The following is a 16287-nucleotide window of genomic DNA, read 5'->3' as shown; positions in this document are numbered from 1 at the left end:
CCTCGGGGAAGATCAGCAGCGCGTCCCGCGGCCCGAGCTCTGCCGCGAGCTCTCCGACGGCCTGGCTCCCCCGGCGTCACCGGGTCGCCGGTGCGAGTGCGGCGTCACGAACCGCGACGAGAGCCGGTTCAGCAGGATGTCGATCGCCGGGTCCCACTGGAGGGAGTCCTTGAGCACGATGTGCGGGTTGCGTCGGCTCCGGTTCAGCAGCGAGTCCACGAGGATGAACGAGTCTCCTGGTCCGGCGTGCCGGCTGACCACGATGACCGGGGTGTCGTCGGGGACCTCGTCGACGACGAGGCGCTCGGCCTCGAAGTCCAGCCGCAGCGTGAGGCGGACCTGCCAGAACATGATGCGCAGCATGACGCGCGCGAGGCCGAAGTGCGCTCGTTCGAACACCGGCCGGTGGATGCCCCAGCCGAACCCCGAGCCGATCCAGAGGCCGAAGAGCGCGAGGACGGCGACGGCGTCCCACAGCAGGTAGAACGCGACCATCCAGACGATGCGCGCGAGCCGGAGGTGACCCGGGAAGAGCCAGCTCGCGATGCCGCCGAGGAGCGCCGCGCCGAGCAGCACGAAGGGTATGAAGCCGACGATCAGCAGGACCCCCGGGGCGAGCAGGACCCTGCGCAGCCATCGCGGCGGGAGCCGCCACATCAGCGGTCGCCCTCCTGCTCGTCCAGGTACGCCACGGTCGCCGCGTAGGAGGCGTCGATCCGGGCCTGCGTCGCGTCGAGACGACGGAAGGAACCGGGCTTCTCGTCGCCGGGCGCGGGCCCGCCGCTCGGCAGGACGTGGAGCGCGGTGCCGGGCGGGACGTCGTCCCGCTCGCGGGCGAACCGGTGCCGGCGCGCGATCTCGAAGCTGATCCGGGCGACGTCGACGGGGTTCTCCGGCGGGGTCAGCTGCTCCTCGATGCGTCCTACCTGGAGCACGTAGATCTCCGTGGCTCCGCGGCGCACGGCCTCGCCGAGCGGGATCGAGTTGACCATGCCGCCGTCGATGTAGTGCTCGCCGTCGACCTCGGTCGGCGGGAGCGCGCCAGGGACGGACGAGGACGCGAGCACCGCGTCGACCAGGGGGCCCGAGTCGAACCAGTGCTCGGCCGCCCGCTCGATGCTCGCGGCGGACACGACCAGCGGGACGGCCAGGTCCTCGAACGTGGTCCTCGCCCCGATCGTGTCCACGATGAGCGACCGGAGGGGGTCGGGGTTGTTGAGGTGCGTGCGGGACGCCGCGAGGCGCCGCACCTGACGGAACCAGGACTCGCCGTAGACGGCCGCGGCGGTGGGCGACGACCAGGCGGCGGTGAGCCGCTCGACGACGTCGAGCGTCGGGTCCTGTGCCACCGCCGACCCGTTGATCGCTCCGATGGACGTCCCGACCACCAGGTCGGGGCGCACGCCGCGCTCGAGGAGCGCCCGCAGCATGCCGATGTGCACCGCGCCGCGGACCCCGCCGCCGCCGAGGACGAATGCCGTGGTCATGGCCGTGATCGTCTCACGGCCATGACCACGCCACGAGCGTCACCGCATGACGTGACCGAACCGGTGCAGCGTGCGGCTCACGGCCTGCTCGCGCAGCATCGGTAGGATCTCGCGCCGACCGCTGGCGAGCACCGGTGCGTCGAGGACCGTCACGTCGCCCGTGCGACCGGCGGCCGCGGCCCGCAGGCCCGCGCTCGTCCCGACGACGCGCACCCGGCCGGAGACCCGGCCGTCGGCGACCGAGGCCGCGAAGTCGGCGTCGGACGTCGCTCCCGACCCCTCCGAACGGCTCACCTCGACCGTGACACCGGCCCGACGGGCCGCCGACATCACGCGGGCGACCTCGACGGGCCGCGCACCCGCCCCGACGCGCACGGTGATCGCGTCGAGCGGCCGGTAGCGGAACACGTTGGACTCGGCCACGAGTCCCGACGGGTCGTGCTCGGCGCCGAACTCGCGCTCCCAGGCGCGAGCGTCGCTCTGCTCCGCCCAGGCGAGCCACGCCTCCGGCTCCGTGTCACGGTCGGGCACGTCCGCGCCGTCCGCCCACTCGCCCAGCTCGGGGACGTAGTTGGGGCCGCCGGCCTTGGCGCCCGGGCCCACGGCCGAGGCCTTCCAGCCGCCGAACGACTGGCGCTGCACGATCGCGCCGGTGATGTGCCGGTTGATGTAGGCGTTGCCCACCTCGACGCGGTCGAGCCAGTGGTCGATCTCGCTCCGGTCGAGGCTGTGGATCCCGCCGGTGAGGCCGAACGCGACCGCGTTCTGGAGCTCGAGCGCGTCGTCGAGCGTCGCCGCCGTCATCAGCCCGAGAACGGGCCCGAACACCTCGGTCGTGTGGAAGAACGACCCGGGCGCCACGCCCGTCTTGAGCCCGGGCGTCCACACGCGCCCCTCCTCGTCGAGCCTGCGCGGCCGCACGAGCCACTGCTCGCCAGGCTCCAGAGTGGTCAGCGCCCGCAGGAGCTTGCCGGACGCCGGCTCCGTCAGCGGGTTCATGACGGTACCGAGGTCGGTGGACGGGCCGACGCGCAGGGAGCGGACGGCGTCGACGAGCTGGGTGCGGAAGCGCCGCCCCGTACGTGTCCGCAGGTCGGCCACGCTCCCGACGAGGATGCCGAGCGAGGCGGCGGAGCACTTCTGCCCCGCGTGCCCGAACGCGGCGCGGACGAGGTCGGCCACCGCGAGGTCGATGTCCGCGGCGGGCGTGACGACGAGGGCGTTCTTGCCCGACGTCTCCGCGAACAGGTGCCGCTCCGGCGTCCACTCGGCGAACATCTGCGCCGTCTCGAGCGCTCCCGTGAGCACGACCCGAGCGATGCCGTCGTGCGTGACGAGCCGCTTGCCCAGGTCGCCGTCGGGGACCCGTGCGTACTGCACCACGTCGCGGGCGAGCTGCTCGTCGAACGCCGTGTCCGCACCGGACTCCGCGGCGTCGCGCGCCGCGTCGAGCAGGCCCAGGTGGATCGCGTCGACCGCCACCTCGAGGCAGCGTGGCGTCGGAGGCGCGGGCTTGGCGATCGCCGGGGAGCCGGCGGCCAGCGCCGCGAGGATCCCGCCGACGGGGATCGCGACCGGGAAGTTCCACGGCGGCGTCACGAGGGTGACCCCGCGTGGCGCGAAGGTCGCGCCGTCGATCTCCTCGAGCTGCTCGGCGGACCGCGCGTAGTAGTTGGCGAAGTCGATCGCCTCGGTGACCTCGGGATCGGCCTCGGCGACGGTCTTGCGCGGCTCGTGGACCATCGCGGTCACCAGGGCCGTCCGCGCCTCCTCCAGACGACGGGCGACGGCACGCAGCGCCGCGGCCCGCGTGGCCGGCGCGACCTGGGACCAGATCTCGGCAGCCCGAGCGGCCCGCGCGACGACGTCGTCCACCTCCGCCTCGGTCGTGACCTCGGCCACCTGCACCGGGCGGTGCTCGTCGCCGGCGACGATGCGCTGCGCCCAGGTGCGGTGCTCGGTGACGGAGGGGTCGGTGTCGGCGGCGTTGTGGAACTCGCCGGGACCCGCGATCGACGGGGTGACCTCGTCGAGCGGGCGCGCCGTGCGGCGCGGGGTCACGGCCTCCTGCGGATAGCTCGCACCGAGCGCGACCGAGGCGCGGAACGCGGCCTCCTGGCTCGACATGGCGCTCGACGCCGCGCTCGAAGCGGAACCCGAGCCGGCGCCGTCGGCGCCGTCGGTACCGTCCGCACCCTCGTCGGCGAACATGGCGTGCAGGAAGTTCTGCTCCGCGGAGTTCTCCTCCAGGCGGCGCACGAGGTACGACACGGCGACGTCGAAGTCCTCGTCCGCGACGACCGGCGTGTACAGGACGACCTGACCACCGTGCTCGCGCCCGGCGACGCGGTCCTTCGCGACCTCGTCGCGCACCGCGCGCGCCTCGGCAGGGGCCATGCCCTGGAGCATCTCGATGTCCATGCCCTCGGTGACCCCGCGGGCACGCCCGAGCAGGACGGCGAGCGCCACGTGGAACAGGTTGTGGCTCGCGACGCCGATGCGGACGGCGCCGGAGCGGTCCGGGTGCAGCGCGTAGTCGATGAGCCGCACGTAGTTCGCGTCGACGTCGGGCTTCGTCGCGTAGGGCGCGGTCGCCCAGTCGTGGAGCTCTGCGTCGACGTGCTCCATCGCGAGGTTCGCGCCCTTGACGAGGCGCACCTTGATCGGGGCCCCACCCTCGGCGACGCGTCGCTGCGCGAACGCGGTGAGCTCCTCGAGCGCGCCGAGCGCGTCGGGCAGGTAGGCCTGGAGGACGATCCCGGCCTCGAGGTCGCGCAGCTCGTCACGGTCGAGGACGGCGCGGAACACCTCGGTCGTGAGCGCGAGGTCCTTGTACTCCTCCATGTCGAGGTTGACGAAGACGCCGTGCTCGCGGGCGGCGCGGTACAGCGGGAGCAGCCGCTCGACGACCCGGTCGCGCGAGCCCTCCAGGTCCCAGGTGACGAGCTGGGAGACCACGGACGACACCTTGACGGAGACGTAGTCGACGTCGGGGCGCTCGACGAGGGCGATCGTGCGCTGGAGGCGCGCCCGCGCCTCGTCCTCGCCGAGGACCGCCTCGCCGAGCAGGTTCACGTTGAGCATGTACCCCTGCTCGCGCGTGCGGGCGAGGTGCTTGCCGAGCCCGGGGCCGGCGTCCGCCACCAGGTGGCCGACCAGCTGGCGCAGCCGGATGCGCGCGGCGGGCACGACGACCTGCGGGAGCGCGGGGGCGACGAGGGCCCCGGCGCGCAGGAGGAGGCGGTCGACCGGACCGAGGAACCCCTTCGCGTCGGCCGCGACGTCACCGAGGCGGCGCAGCTCGCGGGCGGCGACGTGGACGTCGTGCGGGCGGGCGACGTCGTCCACGAAACGGACGGCGAGCTCGAGGCCCTTGGGGTCCGAGACGAGGGCGCCGAGCCGGCCGGCGGTGGCCTGCTCGGTCGCGTCCTGGTCGTGCTCGGCCGCGGCGATCCAGCTGTGCGCGAGCTCGGCGGCGGCGTCGGTGAGGTCGGTGACGGCGGTGTCGGGCCGGGTCGCGGTGGGCGCGTCGTCGGGGGCGTCGTCAGGGGTCGTGAGGGTCGCGCCGGGTGCGGCGGGGTTGGCGATGTCCATACCCCACTGTGCGCCCGCACCGCGGCGGTTGTCTTGTACGAAACGGGCGAGGGTGGGGCGGGATTGTGACAATGGCCGATGTGCCCACCGAACCGGTCGCCGTCCCGGCGCTCCCCACCCTCGGCCTGAGCCCCGTGATGGTGGGGCTCATGGACGAGCTGGCGCAGACGATGTTCTGCGCCAAGGACGTCGACGGCCGCTACGTCGCGGTCAACCGCGTGTTCGTCATGCGCACCAACGCGCGGTCGCGCCGCGAGGTCCTCGGCAGGACGGCGGCCGACCTGTTCGTCCCGCAGCTCGCCGAGCGCTATGCGCAGCAGGACGCGGAGGTGCTCCGCTCGGGCAGGCCGCTGCGCAACGAGCTGGAGCTGATCCGTCGGCTCGGTGGCACGGCCGGCTGGTTCCTCACCTCGAAGCACCCGGTCCACGACGCCTCCGGCCGGGTGACGGGGCTCGTCTCGGTCTCGCAGGACCTCCACGAGGCCGACGCGGACGACGCGACCATGGACTCCATGTCGCGGCTGGTCGCCGCCGTGGCGGAGCGGCTCGACGAGCAGCTCACGGCGCCGCGGCTCGCCGCGCTGGCCGGGTGCTCGGTCGACGTCCTCGACCGTCGGGTGCGGCGGGTCTTCTCCTCACGCCGCGCCAGCTCGTGCTGCGGGCCCGGGTCGACCGCGCCACCGAGCTGCTCACCGAGGGGCTGCTGCCCATCTCCGACGTCGCCGCCGTCGCCGGCTTCTACGACCAGCCGTCGTTCACCCGGACGTTCGCGCGACTGACCGGCGAGACCCCGGCGTCGTACCGGCGCCGGACCCGGGGCTGACCGCTGCTCGTCCCGTGCTCGGGCCCGCGAAGACCACCCGTCGCTGCACCGCCCAGCCGGTCACGAACAGCAGGAGGTCGGTGACGACCTTCGCGACGACGAGCGCGACGCCGACCGCGACGAGACCGCGCAGCAGCCCGTAGCCGAGCGCGACCAGGCACACCGCGAGCATCGCGTAGCGCACGGCCTCGCGGCGGGTGCGCTGGGGACCGACCGACCGGAACACGTAGAGCTTGTTCGCGAGGAAGTTCACCGAACCGCTGACCAGGCGCGCCCCGACGACGGCGACGAGCAGCGACCCGGTCCACCGCTGGAGCAGCACCAGCAGCGCGAGCTCGACGCCGAACGAGACGAGGCCCGTCGCGGCGAACCGCAGGACGGGGGCGAGGACCCGGAGCGAGTCACGGACCGGCCTGAAGTGGGACGACGCGTTGTCGTCGAGGTAGACCGTGCGGATCGGGACCTCCGCCACCCGGTACCCGGCGCGGCGCGCGCCGAGCAGCAGCGACAGCTCGTACTCGAAACGCTCGCCGGGCACGTCGAGCAGCCAGGGCAGCATCTGCGCCGGGTACGCCCGCAGCCCGGTCTGGGTGTCGTGGACGGGCAGACCGGTGACGAGCCGCATGATCGCCCGCGTCACGGTGTTGCCCACCCGGCTGCGGACGGGGACGCTCCCCGTGAAGCGACGCCCCCGAGGACCATCGTCGGAGCCTGTCCCGCCGCGACCGTCCGGTCCTCGCGCTCGGCCCGCGCGGCGACCGCGAGGATGTCGGGGACCGTGTGCTGGCCGTCGCTGTCGGCGCAGACGACGCCGTGCCCGGGGTGGGCGTCGAGGACGTGACGCACGCCCAGCCGCAGCGCGTGACCCTTGCCGTGGTTGCGGGAGCCGTCGTCGGCGCCGTCCACGAGGACGGTCGCTCCAGCGGACCCGGCGCGCTCGAACCAGTCGGCGTAGGCGGGGCCGGACCCGTCGTCGACGACGACCACCGGGAGCTCCGGGGCGGCGGCGCGCAGGTCGGCGACGAGGTCGACGAGCCTGTGATCCGGCTCGTAGGCCGGGACGAGGACGATCACGAGCCCGACCCGCTCGCGTCCGCGACGTAGAGGATGTCCGAGGTCCCCGCTCCTCGCCGCGACCCAACGGGTCGTTGACGAGCTCGCCGTCGAACACCATCGTCGAGGAGCCGCCCCCGTCGATGTTGTAGGCCGTCGTCGCGCCGAGGCCCTGCATGATCTCGGCGAGGCCGGTCATCGTGACGCCCGCGCTGTACCCGGGGCTCCGGCCGTCGACGACGACCAGGACGAGGTGGTTGTCGTCGACCACCCCGATCGCGGTGCGCGGCTGGGCGCCCTGGATCGAGTGGTTCCCGACGTTGGTGTCGACCTCGACCTCGTCGATCCCGTCGAGGACCTCGCCGTCCTCCAGGAGGGCAGGACCGAACGACAGCGTGTTCCACACGCCGTCGTCGACGAGGGACTGCGCGTCGGTCGCCGTCTCGTCGTAGACCTCGACGTGTCCGTCGCGGTAGAAGGCCAGTCCCTCGCGCGCGCCCTCGTCGCGGTAGACGACGCCGTTGCGGATCACGATCCCCGTGTCGCGGAACCCGTAGTAGTCGCCGTTGATCGCGAGGACCGCACCGTGGTCCGCGGCGATGTCGGACGTGTCCTGCGTGATGTTCTCGCCGAACTGGTCCTGGGCGAACGCCGACCGGAGCGTGGTCGCGTCGTCGAGGACGACGTCGGCCACGTAGTACGTGACGGTGGAGTCGCCCGAGCCCGTGGTCACGGTGTCGATCGAGATGCTCGTCCCGCCGTCGGTGTACATCGAGTCCGTGAGCTCGGCCGCGCCGGTGTCGGACGACGTCCCTCCCGTCGTGGCTGTCGCGTCGCCGCCCGCGTCGCCAGCACCCGCGTCGCCGCCGGCGTCGCTGCCGCTCCCACCGTCGCTCGCGTTCGCGGCCTCGTACGCGGACACGTCGTCGATCTCGACGTGCTCGATCACGAAGCGGTCGAGCGCCCACGCGGTCGTCGAGCCGAGCGTCAGGGTGAGCGCGAGCCCGCCCGCGACGAGGATGCGCCGCCTGTTCCGGCGGGGCTGCGGGGGTCGAGCGGTGCTGTTCGGATCCATGCCGGCAGTTCTACGGACCCTGCTTGCGCGCCGCGCAGGTGCCGGCTGAGGACGCGCTGTGAGACGTCGTCCGCCACCGTGCCGAGCGGCCGGGCCGGCACGGCCGGGGTGGCACGCCCGCGCCCGCGCACGGGCCTGCCCCTGCCGCGGGAGGTACGTTGGAGGCTCAGCGACGCTGCTGACCCTGCGGCGTCCGACCCGACCTCACACCCGGAGGATCCGTGTCCACGACCGACGCTGCCGCCAACGCGGCGCCGTCCACCAGCTCACCCGCCGCACCGCGCCCGACCGCACCCCCTGCGGCCCCGCCGGACGGCCTGAACGACAAGGACGCCCGACCTGCGCCGCAGGCCAGCTCCCCGCACGGCCCGCTCGGTACCGCGCTCGCCCAGCTCGCCGGGGCGGTCGACATGCTCGGCCTGTCCAGCGGCACCCACGAGATGCTGGCGACCCCGCGACGCGAGGTGCATGTGGCGGTGCCGCTCCGCAAGGACGACGGCACCTCGATGCTGTTCAAGGGCTACCGCGTGCAGCACAACGTCTCGCGCGGCCCCGGCAAGGGCGGGCTGCGCTACCACCCCTCGGTGGACATCGAGGAGGTCCGCGCGCTGGCCATGTGGATGACGTGGAAGTGCGCGATCGTCGACCTGCCGTACGGCGGCGCCAAGGGTGGCGTCTCGATCGACCCCCGCGACCACTCCGAGCGCGAGCTCGAGCGCGTCACCCGCCGGTACACGAGCGAGATCAAGCCGATGATCGGCCCCGAGCGCGACATCATGGCGCCCGACATGGGCACGAGCGAGCAGACCATGGCCTGGGTCATGGACACCTACTCCGTCAGCGAGGGGTACACGATCCCCGGCGTGGTCACCGGCAAGCCGCTGACCGTCGGAGGCTCGCTCGGGCGCGCGACCGCCACCTCGCGGGGGTCGTCCACGCGACGAAGGCCGCGCTCGGCGAGGCCGGCGTCGACCTCGCCGGAGCGACCGTCGCCGTCCAGGGCTTCGGCAAGGTGGGCGCGCACGCCGCCCAGATCTTCGCGGACGAGGGCGCCGTCGTGGTCGCCGTGAGCGACCAGTACGGCGGCGTCACGAACCCCGCCGGGCTGGACGTCGCGGAGCTCCTCGAGCACGTCGCCGCCACCGGGACCGTCGTCGGCTTCGAGGAGTCCGACGAGATCTCCAACACGAAGCTGCTCGGACTCGAGGTCGACGTCCTGGTCCCCGCAGCGGTCGAGGGCGTGCTGGACGAGATCACTGCGCAGCAGGTCCGCGCGCGGTTCGTCGTCGAGGGCGCGAACGGCCCGACGACGGGCGAGGGCGACCGGATCCTCGCGAAGAACGGTGTCGTCGTCGTACCCGACGTCCTCGCCAACGCGGGCGGCGTGATCGTCTCCTACTTCGAGTGGGTGCAGGCGAACCAGGCCTACTGGTGGACGGAGGGCGAGATCGCGGAACGTCTCGAGCACCGGATGCACTCCGCGTACGCGGACGTGTCCGCCCTGGCGCGCAAGGAGGACGTCTCGCTGCGCGACTCGGCGCTCGCGATCGGCGTGCAGCGCGTGGCCGAGGCGCACGAGATCCGGGGTCTCTACCCCTGACCTGGCCGGCGCCCGGTCTGCGCACCAGGCTGAGCATCCGAGCGAGCACTCGGGGCGAGCACTCGGGCGAGCACTCGGGCGAACCGCAGAGCGAGGCACCAGAGCGAGCAAGGCCCCGCCGGGTCGGCAGCACCGACCCGGCGGGGCCTGCGGGTATTCTCGCGTCATGATCCGTGAGCACGCACTCCTCACCGTCCGCCCGGGCTCCGAGGCCAGGTTCGAGGCCGCCTTCGCGCAGGCGCGCCCGCTCATCGAGCAGCAGCCGGGGTTCCGCGGGCTCAGCCTGTCGCGCGGCGTCGAGTCGTGGTCGACGTACCTGCTGCTCGTCGACTGGGAGTCGGTCGAGGCGCACGAGGAGGGCTTCCGCAGGTCCCCGGAGTACGACCGCTGGCGCGAGCTGCTGCACGGCTTCTACGAGCCGTTCCCCGTCGTCCAGCACTTCGCGCAGGTGGCTCCGACCGACTGATCGGTCCGGGACGGGCCGGGAACGACGCCCGGACCTAGGCGCGCGGCGCGCGGGGCCGGCTGAGGGTCGTCACGAGGGGAGCGACGATCGCGACCGCGGCCGCGACGGCCGCTGCGATCGCGACCGTCTCGTCGATCAGCGGGCCGTTGAACCGGCCCGCCGCGATCCAGCCGATCCCCCACGCCATCGCTGCGCCGACCGCGATCGCGACCACGGGACGCCCTGCGGCGAAGACCGCGTACGCGACGGCGAGCGCTGCCCCCGCCCCGACCACGATCACGGACCACCACGTCGCGCCCAGGCCGAGCTCGCCGACGTCCGACGCCGCGAGCGTGGCCGCGACGTCCGCGAGCGTCGCGACGCTGACCCAGCCCAGGTAGAGCCCGACCGTGACGTCGGTGACGATCGACTCGGCCAGACCCGACGCGGGCGTGCGGACCAGGCGGACGAGGACGACCGCGAGCACCGCGAGCAGCGCCGCGATGACGGCGACGCTCGCCCAGAGCCACCCGGCCTGGACGACGCCGATCCAGGCGGCGTTGAGCAGCATCGACGCGAGCACCCACCATGCCACGGCACGCAGGCGCGGGTTGGCGCCCTGCTTCGGCAGCACCTGGTACACCGCGAACGCGAACAGTCCGACGTAGATGACGGACCAGATCGAGAAGGCCGGGGTGTCGGGCGCGACAGGGGTGGCCGTCGCGGACAGCGCGCCTCCGGCGGCCTCCTCGATGGGGGTGCCCCCGAAGGCGCCCGAGCCCCAGGCGGCCCCGGCGATCGCGACGAGCGAGCCGACGAGGACGACGACCTGGCGCACCCGGTCGGCCGTCGTCGGCGTCTCGCTGCGCGCCGGGGCGTCGCTGCCGTCGCTGCCGTCGCCCGGACCCGACCCGAGATCGATGCGGGTCGTCGAGGTGTCGTCGCCGCCGTGCGGTGCGTTCTGGTCGCTCATGAGCCCATCCTGCCAACACTCAGCATGCTGAGCATCTCGAAGCCAGGGTCTGGTGGCTCGTGAAGCCATCATCGCAAGAACGGCCCGCGGACGGGAGCCGTGGCTGGCGAGCCAGGTGCATGGCTGCAACGCTTGCCGCTCGGGCGACGAGGCCCGGGCCGACCCGAGGAGCAGAGCGTGAACGCACCGCCCACCCATCTCGTCCTGATGGGCGTCGCCGGCTCGGGCAAGTCCACCGTCGCCCAGCACGTGCTCGCGAGGGTCGAACTCCCGTTCGCCGAGGCGGACGAGTTCCACCCGGAGGCGAACGTCGAGAAGATGTCGGCGGGCACGCCCTTGACCGACGAGGACCGCGCTCCCTGGCTCACGGCGATCCGTGACTGGCTGTCCGAGCAGGCCGACGGCGGCCGCTCCGCGCTCGTCACGTGCTCGGCCCTGCGCCGCGCGTACCGCGACAGGCTGCGCACGGCCCACGGGCACCTCGTGTTCGTGCACCTGAGCGGCGAGCGCTCGCTCCTCGAGGACCGCATCACGCGACGCTCGGGTCACTTCATGAAGCCCGAGATGCTGACGAGCCAGCTGGACACCCTGGAGAGGTTGGAGGACGACGAGGACGGGATCGTGCTCGACGTCGCCCTCAGCCCCGACCAGATCACCGAGCGCGTGCTGATGTTGCTCGACCGCGATCACCCGGATCACCCCGACGACGCCGACAGCGGCAGAGAAGGACGGTAGACATGCCACCCGAGGGCTGGGAGCAGACACTGGGCGCAGGCGCCCTCCTGGGCATCGCCGCCGCGGCGATCGCCGTCCTGCTCGTCCTGATCATCCGGTTCCACCTGCACGCCTTCGTCGCGTTGGTGCTCGTCAGCCTCCTGACAGCGGTGGCCACCGGCATCCCCACGGGGTCCCTGCTCGAGGTGCTCACGGCGGGCTTCGGCTCGACGCTCGCCTCCGTGGCGCTGCTCGTGGCGCTCGGCGCGATGCTCGGTCGGCTCGTCGAGACCAGCGGCGGGGCCCGCGTCATGGCGGAGTTCCTCGTCGACAAGTTCGGCGAGAAGCACGCGCCCTTCGCCCTCGGGGTGGCGTCGTTGATCTTCGGCTTCCCGATCTTCTTCGACGCGGGGCTCGTCGTCATGCTGCCGATCGTGTTCTCCGTGGCGCGCCGCCTGGGCGGGTCCGTGCTGCTCTACGGGCTGCCGACCGCAGGCGCGTTCTCCGTGATGCACGTCTTCGTGCCCCCGCACCCCGGGCCGGTCGCCGCGACCGAGTTCCTCGGCGCCAACATCGGCATCACCATCGCCGTGGGCCTCATCATCGCGATCCCCACCTGGTACGTCACCGCCTACCTCTACGGTAAGTGGCAGGGCAAGCGCATCGATCTGCCCGTCCCCGAGATCCTCGGCAAGGCCGACGACGCCGGCATCGAGAACCCGCCGAAGTTCGGCACGGTGCTGGCCCTGCTGATGCTGCCGCTGGTGCTGATCTTCGCCAACACGGGCCTCGACGCGCTGCGCTCGGCAGGCACCGTCCAGGAGGACAACCCGGGCGTCGTCGCGCTACGCGCGATCGGGGCGACCCCCGTGGCGCTGCTCATCACGCTCCTCGTCGCGATGTTCGTCCTCGGGACGCGGCGCGACGTCAAGGGCTCCGCGCTCGAGAAGACCCTCGACTCGGCTCTCGGCCCGGTGGCGTCGGTCATCCTCATCACCGGTGCCGGCGGCATGTTCGGCGGTGTCCTGCGTGCGTCGGGGATCGGGGACGCGCTCGCCGACGCGCTCGGCGACATCGGGCTCCCCGTCATCGTCGCCGGGTTCCTCATCGCGGCGATCCTGCGCGTCGCGCAGGGTTCGGCGACCGTCGCCCTCACGACGGCGGCCGGGCTGATCGCGCCCGCCGTCGCCGCCGGTGACTTCTCGTCGGTCCAGCTCGCAGCGATGACGGTCGCTCTCGCCGGCGGGTCGGTGGTGCTCAGCCACGTCAACGACTCGGGCTTCTGGCTCGTCGGCCGCTTCTTCGACATGGACGTGCGCACGACGCTGCGCACCTGGACGGTCATGGAGACGCTCATCGGTGTGATGGGGTTCGTGCTGGCGTGGTTGATCTTCGCGATCGCGTGACCGGCCGCGGGCGCGGGCGCCCGGCCGCGCCTACGCGAGCGGCTGGCGGTCCGCCCAGGCCGAGAGCGTCGTCCGCGGCCCCGTGAAGAACGGGACCTCCTCGCGCACGTGGCGCCGCGCCTCCGTGGCCCGCAGGTCGCGCATGAGGTCGACGATCCGGTGCAGCTCGTCGGCCTCGAACGCGAGGATCCACTCGTAGTCGCCGAGCGCGAACGCCGAGACGGTGTTGGCCCGCACGTCCTTGTAGTCCTTCGCGGCGAGCCCGTGGTCGCGCAGCATCGTGCGCCGCTCGGACTCGGGCAGCAGATACCAGTCGTACGAGCGCACGAAGGGGTAGACGCAGACGTAGTCGCGCGGGGCCTCGCCCGCGAGGAACGCCGGGACGTGCCCGCGGTTGAACTCGGCCTGGCGGTGCAGCGCGGCGACCGACCACACCGGCTCGAGGCCGCGCCCGAGCGACGAGGCCCGCAGGCGCTGGTACGCCCCCTGGACGGCCTCGATCGACGACCCGTGGGTCCACAGCATGAGGTCCGCGTCGGAGCGCAGCCCGCCCACGTCGTACCACCCGCGCGCGACGAGGTCGGGCTCGGTCGCGGCCGGGTCGACGCCCTCCGCGGCGCCCCCGCCCACGGCCCGCTCGGCTGCCTCGACCAGGGACGCGCGCTCACCGTCGTCCTCCGGCAGGGTCTCCGTGAGGGAGAACACCGAGAACATCGTGTAGCGGATGCTCGCGTTGATCGCGGCGGTGTCGACCCGCTCGCCGGTGTCGCCGTGGACGTGCTCGGGCGTGTGCTCGCTCATGGGTGCCTCTCGGTCGTCGGGTCGTGGTGCGGGGCCTCGCCCCATCATGTCGGACGACGCGGCGCGGTCCGCAGCGCCCGTCCGGTCGCGCGGGCCGTCAGGCCGAGACGTCGGCGCCGCAGAGCGCCGGCACGCCGCTCGGCTCGCCGTCGCGCCGCAGGCAGCACCCGGGCGCGCACACGGAACGGAACGGCGGGAGGGTCCCGACGGTCTCCTGGTCCACGTCCTCGCCGCGGGCCATCGCGGCGCGCTCGAGCATCAGGTCCACGAGGCCGCGGACGAACGGCTCGCGCGTCCCGACGGTCCCGGCGCGGACCGCCGTCATGCCGAGCTCGGTGGCCGTGGCCATCGCCTCGGTGTCGAGGTCGTACGCGACCTCCATGTGGTCGGAGACGAAGCCGATGGGCGACATGACGACGTCGCGCAGCCCCTCGCCCGCACGCTCCGTGAGGAGGTCGTTGACGTCGGGCTCGAGCCAGGGCTGGCTCGGGGGTCCGGAGCGCGAGCAGTACGCGAGCTCCCACTCGACGTCGTGCCCGAGCGCCGCGCCGACCCGCTCCGCGATCAGCGCACCGACGTCGAGGTGCTGCGCCGAGTAGGTCGCCTGCGCGACGCGCGAGGCCGCCTCCATCGTGTCCGGGATCGAGTGGGTCACGAACACGAGCCGCGCCTTCGTCGGGTCGCCGCCCTTCGCCGCGAGCGCCTCGAAGCCCTCCAGGACGGCGTCGGTGTTGGCCTGCACGAACCCGGGGTGGTTGAAGTAGGAGCGGATCTTGTCGAACTGCACCGTCGTCGAGGCGCCGGCGCCGGAGCGGTCGAGCTTGCCCATGCCGTCGAGCACGACGGCGAGGTCCTCGCGGTACTGCCGGCAGCCGGAGTACGACGAGTACGCGGAGGTCACGAGCGCCACGGCCCGCTGGGCGCCGAGGGCCTCCAGCTCCGCGATCGCGTCCGCGGTGTACGGGGCCCAGTTGCGGTTGCCCCACACGACCGGGAGGTCGATGCCGCGGCGCGCGAGCTCCGCCTCGAGCGCCGCCTTGAGCGCGAGGTTCTGCTCGTTGATGGGGCTCTTGCCGCCGAACCCGTAGTAGTGCTCGCCGACCTCCTCGAGGCGCGAGTCAGGGATCCCCTTGCCGGCGGTCACGTTGCGGAGGAACGGGACGACGTCCGCCGGCTCGTTCGGACCGCCGAACGAGTAGAGGAGCAGGGCGTCGTACGGGAGCGCGGGCGATGCGGGAGAGGTGCCGGACATGGGACCCATTGTCCCCCTCGCGACCGGCCGCGGGGGCTCGGGGGGCGCCGGAATCGGTCGCTCGAGGTGTGATGTCGACCCGACAGGGCGTCAGATCGCGCGCCCGCCCGGCAGCGCCCAGGGTCACGCCGAGAGGCGGGCCCCCGCTCCGGACCGGTCAGGATCCGGTGCGAGGGCCCGCCCCACGGGTCCGCGTGGCTGGACCGTCAGGCGGTCATCCTGCCTGGCAGGGGATGCCGTCCATCGTGAACGCGTCCGGCGCGGTGACGTCGGCGTCGTTGGTGCGGCCGGTGTACCCGAAGGTCACGCTCTGCCCCGGCTCCACGACCCGGTTCCACGACAGGTTCGACGCCGAGACCCGGTCGCCGTCCTGCGCGACGTCCGCGCTCCAGTGCTTCGCGACGCTCTCGCCGGAGTCGAGGTGCCACCCGAGCTCCCAGCCCTCGACGGCCTCGTCCCCGGTGTTCTTCAGCGTGACCTGGGCGTTGAAGCCGCCCGGCCAGACGCCGTGGACGACCGACGTGACCTCGCAGACCTCGGGCAGCGCCTCGAAGAGGCCGTAGTTGCCGCCCTCGTCCTCGGGCCAGTACCAGGCCTGGTTGTCCTGGACGCCCGAGAGCACGGTGTTCGCGAAGTACCGCTTGCCCGGGGCGCGCGTGGCGACGCCGAACGAGCCGGTGTTCTCGATGACCGTGTCCTCGATCCGCAGCCCGTCGACCTCGAGGCCGCCGCTGATCAGCAGGCCCTCGTACGTGGAGTCGAGGATCTTCGTGTCGCGGATGATCACCGGGGTCGTGATCGCGCTGGTGTCGGAGAAGACCCAGATCGCCCCGAACGAGGTGTTCCAGTTGGGCTCCCAGCCGCCCGTGCGGATCAGGGTGTTGCGCTCGGCGACCGTGGTCCCGGAGAACGGGACCGGGTTGAACCGGGTGCTGATCGCGACACCGGCCGCGGCCGTGAGCGTGTCCCGGACGACGTTGTCGGCGACCTCGTTCGAGTCGCCGCCGTAGATCGCGAGCCCGTTGCCGAGCAGCGGGGTCTGCACGGTGTCGTGGGCGAACACG

General features: G+C 73.0%; 13 protein-coding genes and 3 pseudogenes. 6 read left to right on the top strand and 10 right to left on the bottom strand.

The window, feature by feature from the left end:
- Nucleotides 1-12: 12 nt before the first annotated feature.
- From QUE47_RS10340 to QUE47_RS10330, 3 genes are read right to left on the bottom strand one after another with little or no spacing between them, the layout of a single operon-like run.
- Nucleotides 13-657, bottom strand: coding sequence for a 1-acyl-sn-glycerol-3-phosphate acyltransferase (locus tag QUE47_RS10340; protein WP_286217223.1), 645 nt, complete (start codon nt 655-657; stop codon nt 13-15).
- Nucleotides 657-1487 (bottom strand): patatin-like phospholipase family protein, encoded by an 831-nt coding sequence (locus QUE47_RS10335; RefSeq protein WP_286217222.1) that lies wholly within the window; start codon nt 1485-1487, stop codon nt 657-659. The genes QUE47_RS10340 and QUE47_RS10335 overlap by 1 nt, the downstream gene beginning before the upstream one ends.
- Before the next feature lie 39 nt (nt 1488-1526).
- Entirely contained in the window at nt 1527-5081 is a 3555-nt protein-coding gene (locus tag QUE47_RS10330; RefSeq protein ID WP_286217221.1) for a proline dehydrogenase family protein, read from the bottom strand.
- Between the two features lie 71 nt (nt 5082-5152).
- Here QUE47_RS10330 and QUE47_RS10325 point away from each other — a divergent pair.
- Together QUE47_RS10325 and QUE47_RS10320 are read left to right on the top strand one after the other, a co-directional pair.
- Nucleotides 5153-5506: pseudogene (locus QUE47_RS10325) on the top strand (PAS domain-containing protein); the annotation flags it as partial.
- Nucleotides 5507-5670: 164 nt separating this feature from the next.
- Nucleotides 5671-5904, top strand: a complete 234-nt coding sequence (locus tag QUE47_RS10320) for a helix-turn-helix domain-containing protein (protein ID WP_286217220.1) — start codon at nt 5671-5673, stop codon at nt 5902-5904.
- Here QUE47_RS10320 and QUE47_RS10315 read toward each other — a convergent pair.
- From QUE47_RS10315 to QUE47_RS10305, 3 genes and pseudogenes are all read right to left on the bottom strand, one after another.
- The gene (locus tag QUE47_RS10315) at nt 5837-6463 is read right to left on the bottom strand and encodes a GtrA family protein (protein ID WP_286219473.1); all 627 of its coding nucleotides are present in this window, start codon (nt 6461-6463) and stop codon (nt 5837-5839) included. The two genes, QUE47_RS10320 and QUE47_RS10315, sit on opposite strands and share 68 nt — an antisense overlap.
- A gap of 77 nt (nt 6464-6540) precedes the next feature.
- Nucleotides 6541-6978 carry a glycosyltransferase gene (locus QUE47_RS10310; RefSeq protein WP_286217219.1) on the bottom strand — a complete coding sequence of 146 codons (438 nt, stop codon included), beginning with the start codon at nt 6976-6978 and terminating at the stop codon, nt 6541-6543.
- A pseudogene (locus QUE47_RS10305) lies at nt 6975-8032 on the bottom strand (phosphodiester glycosidase family protein). Before QUE47_RS10305 ends, QUE47_RS10310 begins: the two are co-directional and overlap by 4 nt.
- A 410-nt stretch (nt 8033-8442) precedes the next feature.
- Between QUE47_RS10305 and QUE47_RS10300 the strand changes: the two are divergent.
- A pseudogene (locus tag QUE47_RS10300) lies at nt 8443-9632 on the top strand (Glu/Leu/Phe/Val family dehydrogenase).
- A gap of 166 nt (nt 9633-9798) precedes the next feature.
- Complete coding sequence (locus tag QUE47_RS10295; protein ID WP_286217218.1) at nt 9799-10098, top strand: antibiotic biosynthesis monooxygenase family protein; 300 nt, start codon at nt 9799-9801, stop codon at nt 10096-10098.
- Nucleotides 10099-10132: 34 nt separating this feature from the next.
- Here the strand turns inward: QUE47_RS10295 and QUE47_RS10290 are convergent, their stop codons facing one another.
- On the bottom strand, nt 10133-11050 hold the full coding sequence (locus QUE47_RS10290) for a TspO-related membrane protein (protein ID WP_286217217.1): 918 nt from the start codon (nt 11048-11050) through the stop codon (nt 10133-10135).
- A 177-nt stretch (nt 11051-11227) separates the two neighbouring features.
- Here QUE47_RS10290 and QUE47_RS10285 point away from each other — a divergent pair, with 177 nt between their 5' ends.
- Both QUE47_RS10285 and QUE47_RS10280 read left to right on the top strand, forming a co-directional pair.
- Nucleotides 11228-11785 (top strand): gluconokinase, encoded by a 558-nt coding sequence (locus QUE47_RS10285; protein ID WP_286217216.1) that lies wholly within the window; start codon nt 11228-11230, stop codon nt 11783-11785.
- A gap of 2 nt (nt 11786-11787) precedes the next feature.
- Nucleotides 11788-13170: a GntP family permease gene (locus QUE47_RS10280; RefSeq protein WP_286217215.1), complete on the top strand. Its 1383-nt coding sequence runs from the start codon at nt 11788-11790 to the stop codon at nt 13168-13170.
- A 30-nt stretch (nt 13171-13200) separates the two neighbouring features.
- On the opposite strand, the gene hemQ is transcribed toward QUE47_RS10280, so the two are convergent.
- The 3 genes from hemQ to QUE47_RS10265 all read right to left on the bottom strand — a co-directional run bounded on the left by hemQ (nt 13201) and on the right by QUE47_RS10265 (nt 16286).
- On the bottom strand, nt 13201-13971 hold the full coding sequence (hemQ, locus tag QUE47_RS10275; RefSeq protein ID WP_286217214.1) for a hydrogen peroxide-dependent heme synthase: 771 nt from the start codon (nt 13969-13971) through the stop codon (nt 13201-13203).
- A gap of 97 nt (nt 13972-14068) precedes the next feature.
- Complete coding sequence (locus QUE47_RS10270; RefSeq protein ID WP_286217213.1) at nt 14069-15223, bottom strand: ferrochelatase; 1155 nt, start codon at nt 15221-15223, stop codon at nt 14069-14071.
- A gap of 214 nt (nt 15224-15437) precedes the next feature.
- Nucleotides 15438-16286 (bottom strand): cellulose binding domain-containing protein, encoded by an 849-nt coding sequence (locus tag QUE47_RS10265; protein ID WP_286217212.1) that lies wholly within the window; start codon nt 16284-16286, stop codon nt 15438-15440.
- Between the last annotated feature and the right edge of the window lies 1 nt (nt 16287).

It is taken from the genome of Paraoerskovia sediminicola (assembly GCF_030296575.1).
Classification (GTDB): Bacteria; Actinomycetota; Actinomycetes; order Actinomycetales; family Cellulomonadaceae; genus Paraoerskovia; species Paraoerskovia sediminicola.
The sequence above is the reverse complement of the archived record's forward strand: the minus strand, read 5'-3'. Positions and strand labels throughout refer to the sequence as shown.

What these genes read in the sequence shown, in the direction of transcription:
- QUE47_RS10340 (WP_286217223.1), bottom strand. Translation starts at nt 657, where the DNA reads ATGTGGCGGCTCCCGCCGCGATGGCTGCGCAGGGTCCTGCTCGCCCCG.
- QUE47_RS10335 (WP_286217222.1), bottom strand. Translation starts at nt 1,487, where the DNA reads ATGACCACGGCATTCGTCCTCGGCGGCGGCGGGGTCCGCGGCGCGGTG.
- QUE47_RS10330 (WP_286217221.1), bottom strand. Translation starts at nt 5,081, where the DNA reads ATGGACATCGCCAACCCCGCCGCACCCGGCGCGACCCTCACGACCCCT.
- QUE47_RS10315 (WP_286219473.1), bottom strand. Translation starts at nt 6,463, where the DNA reads ATGCTGCCCTGGCTGCTCGACGTGCCCGGCGAGCGTTTCGAGTACGAG.
- QUE47_RS10295 (WP_286217218.1), top strand. Translation starts at nt 9,799, where the DNA reads ATGATCCGTGAGCACGCACTCCTCACCGTCCGCCCGGGCTCCGAGGCC.
- QUE47_RS10290 (WP_286217217.1), bottom strand. Translation starts at nt 11,050, where the DNA reads ATGAGCGACCAGAACGCACCGCACGGCGGCGACGACACCTCGACGACC.
- QUE47_RS10280 (WP_286217215.1), top strand. Translation starts at nt 11,788, where the DNA reads ATGCCACCCGAGGGCTGGGAGCAGACACTGGGCGCAGGCGCCCTCCTG.
- hemQ (WP_286217214.1), bottom strand. Translation starts at nt 13,971, where the DNA reads ATGAGCGAGCACACGCCCGAGCACGTCCACGGCGACACCGGCGAGCGG.
- QUE47_RS10270 (WP_286217213.1), bottom strand. Translation starts at nt 15,223, where the DNA reads ATGTCCGGCACCTCTCCCGCATCGCCCGCGCTCCCGTACGACGCCCTG.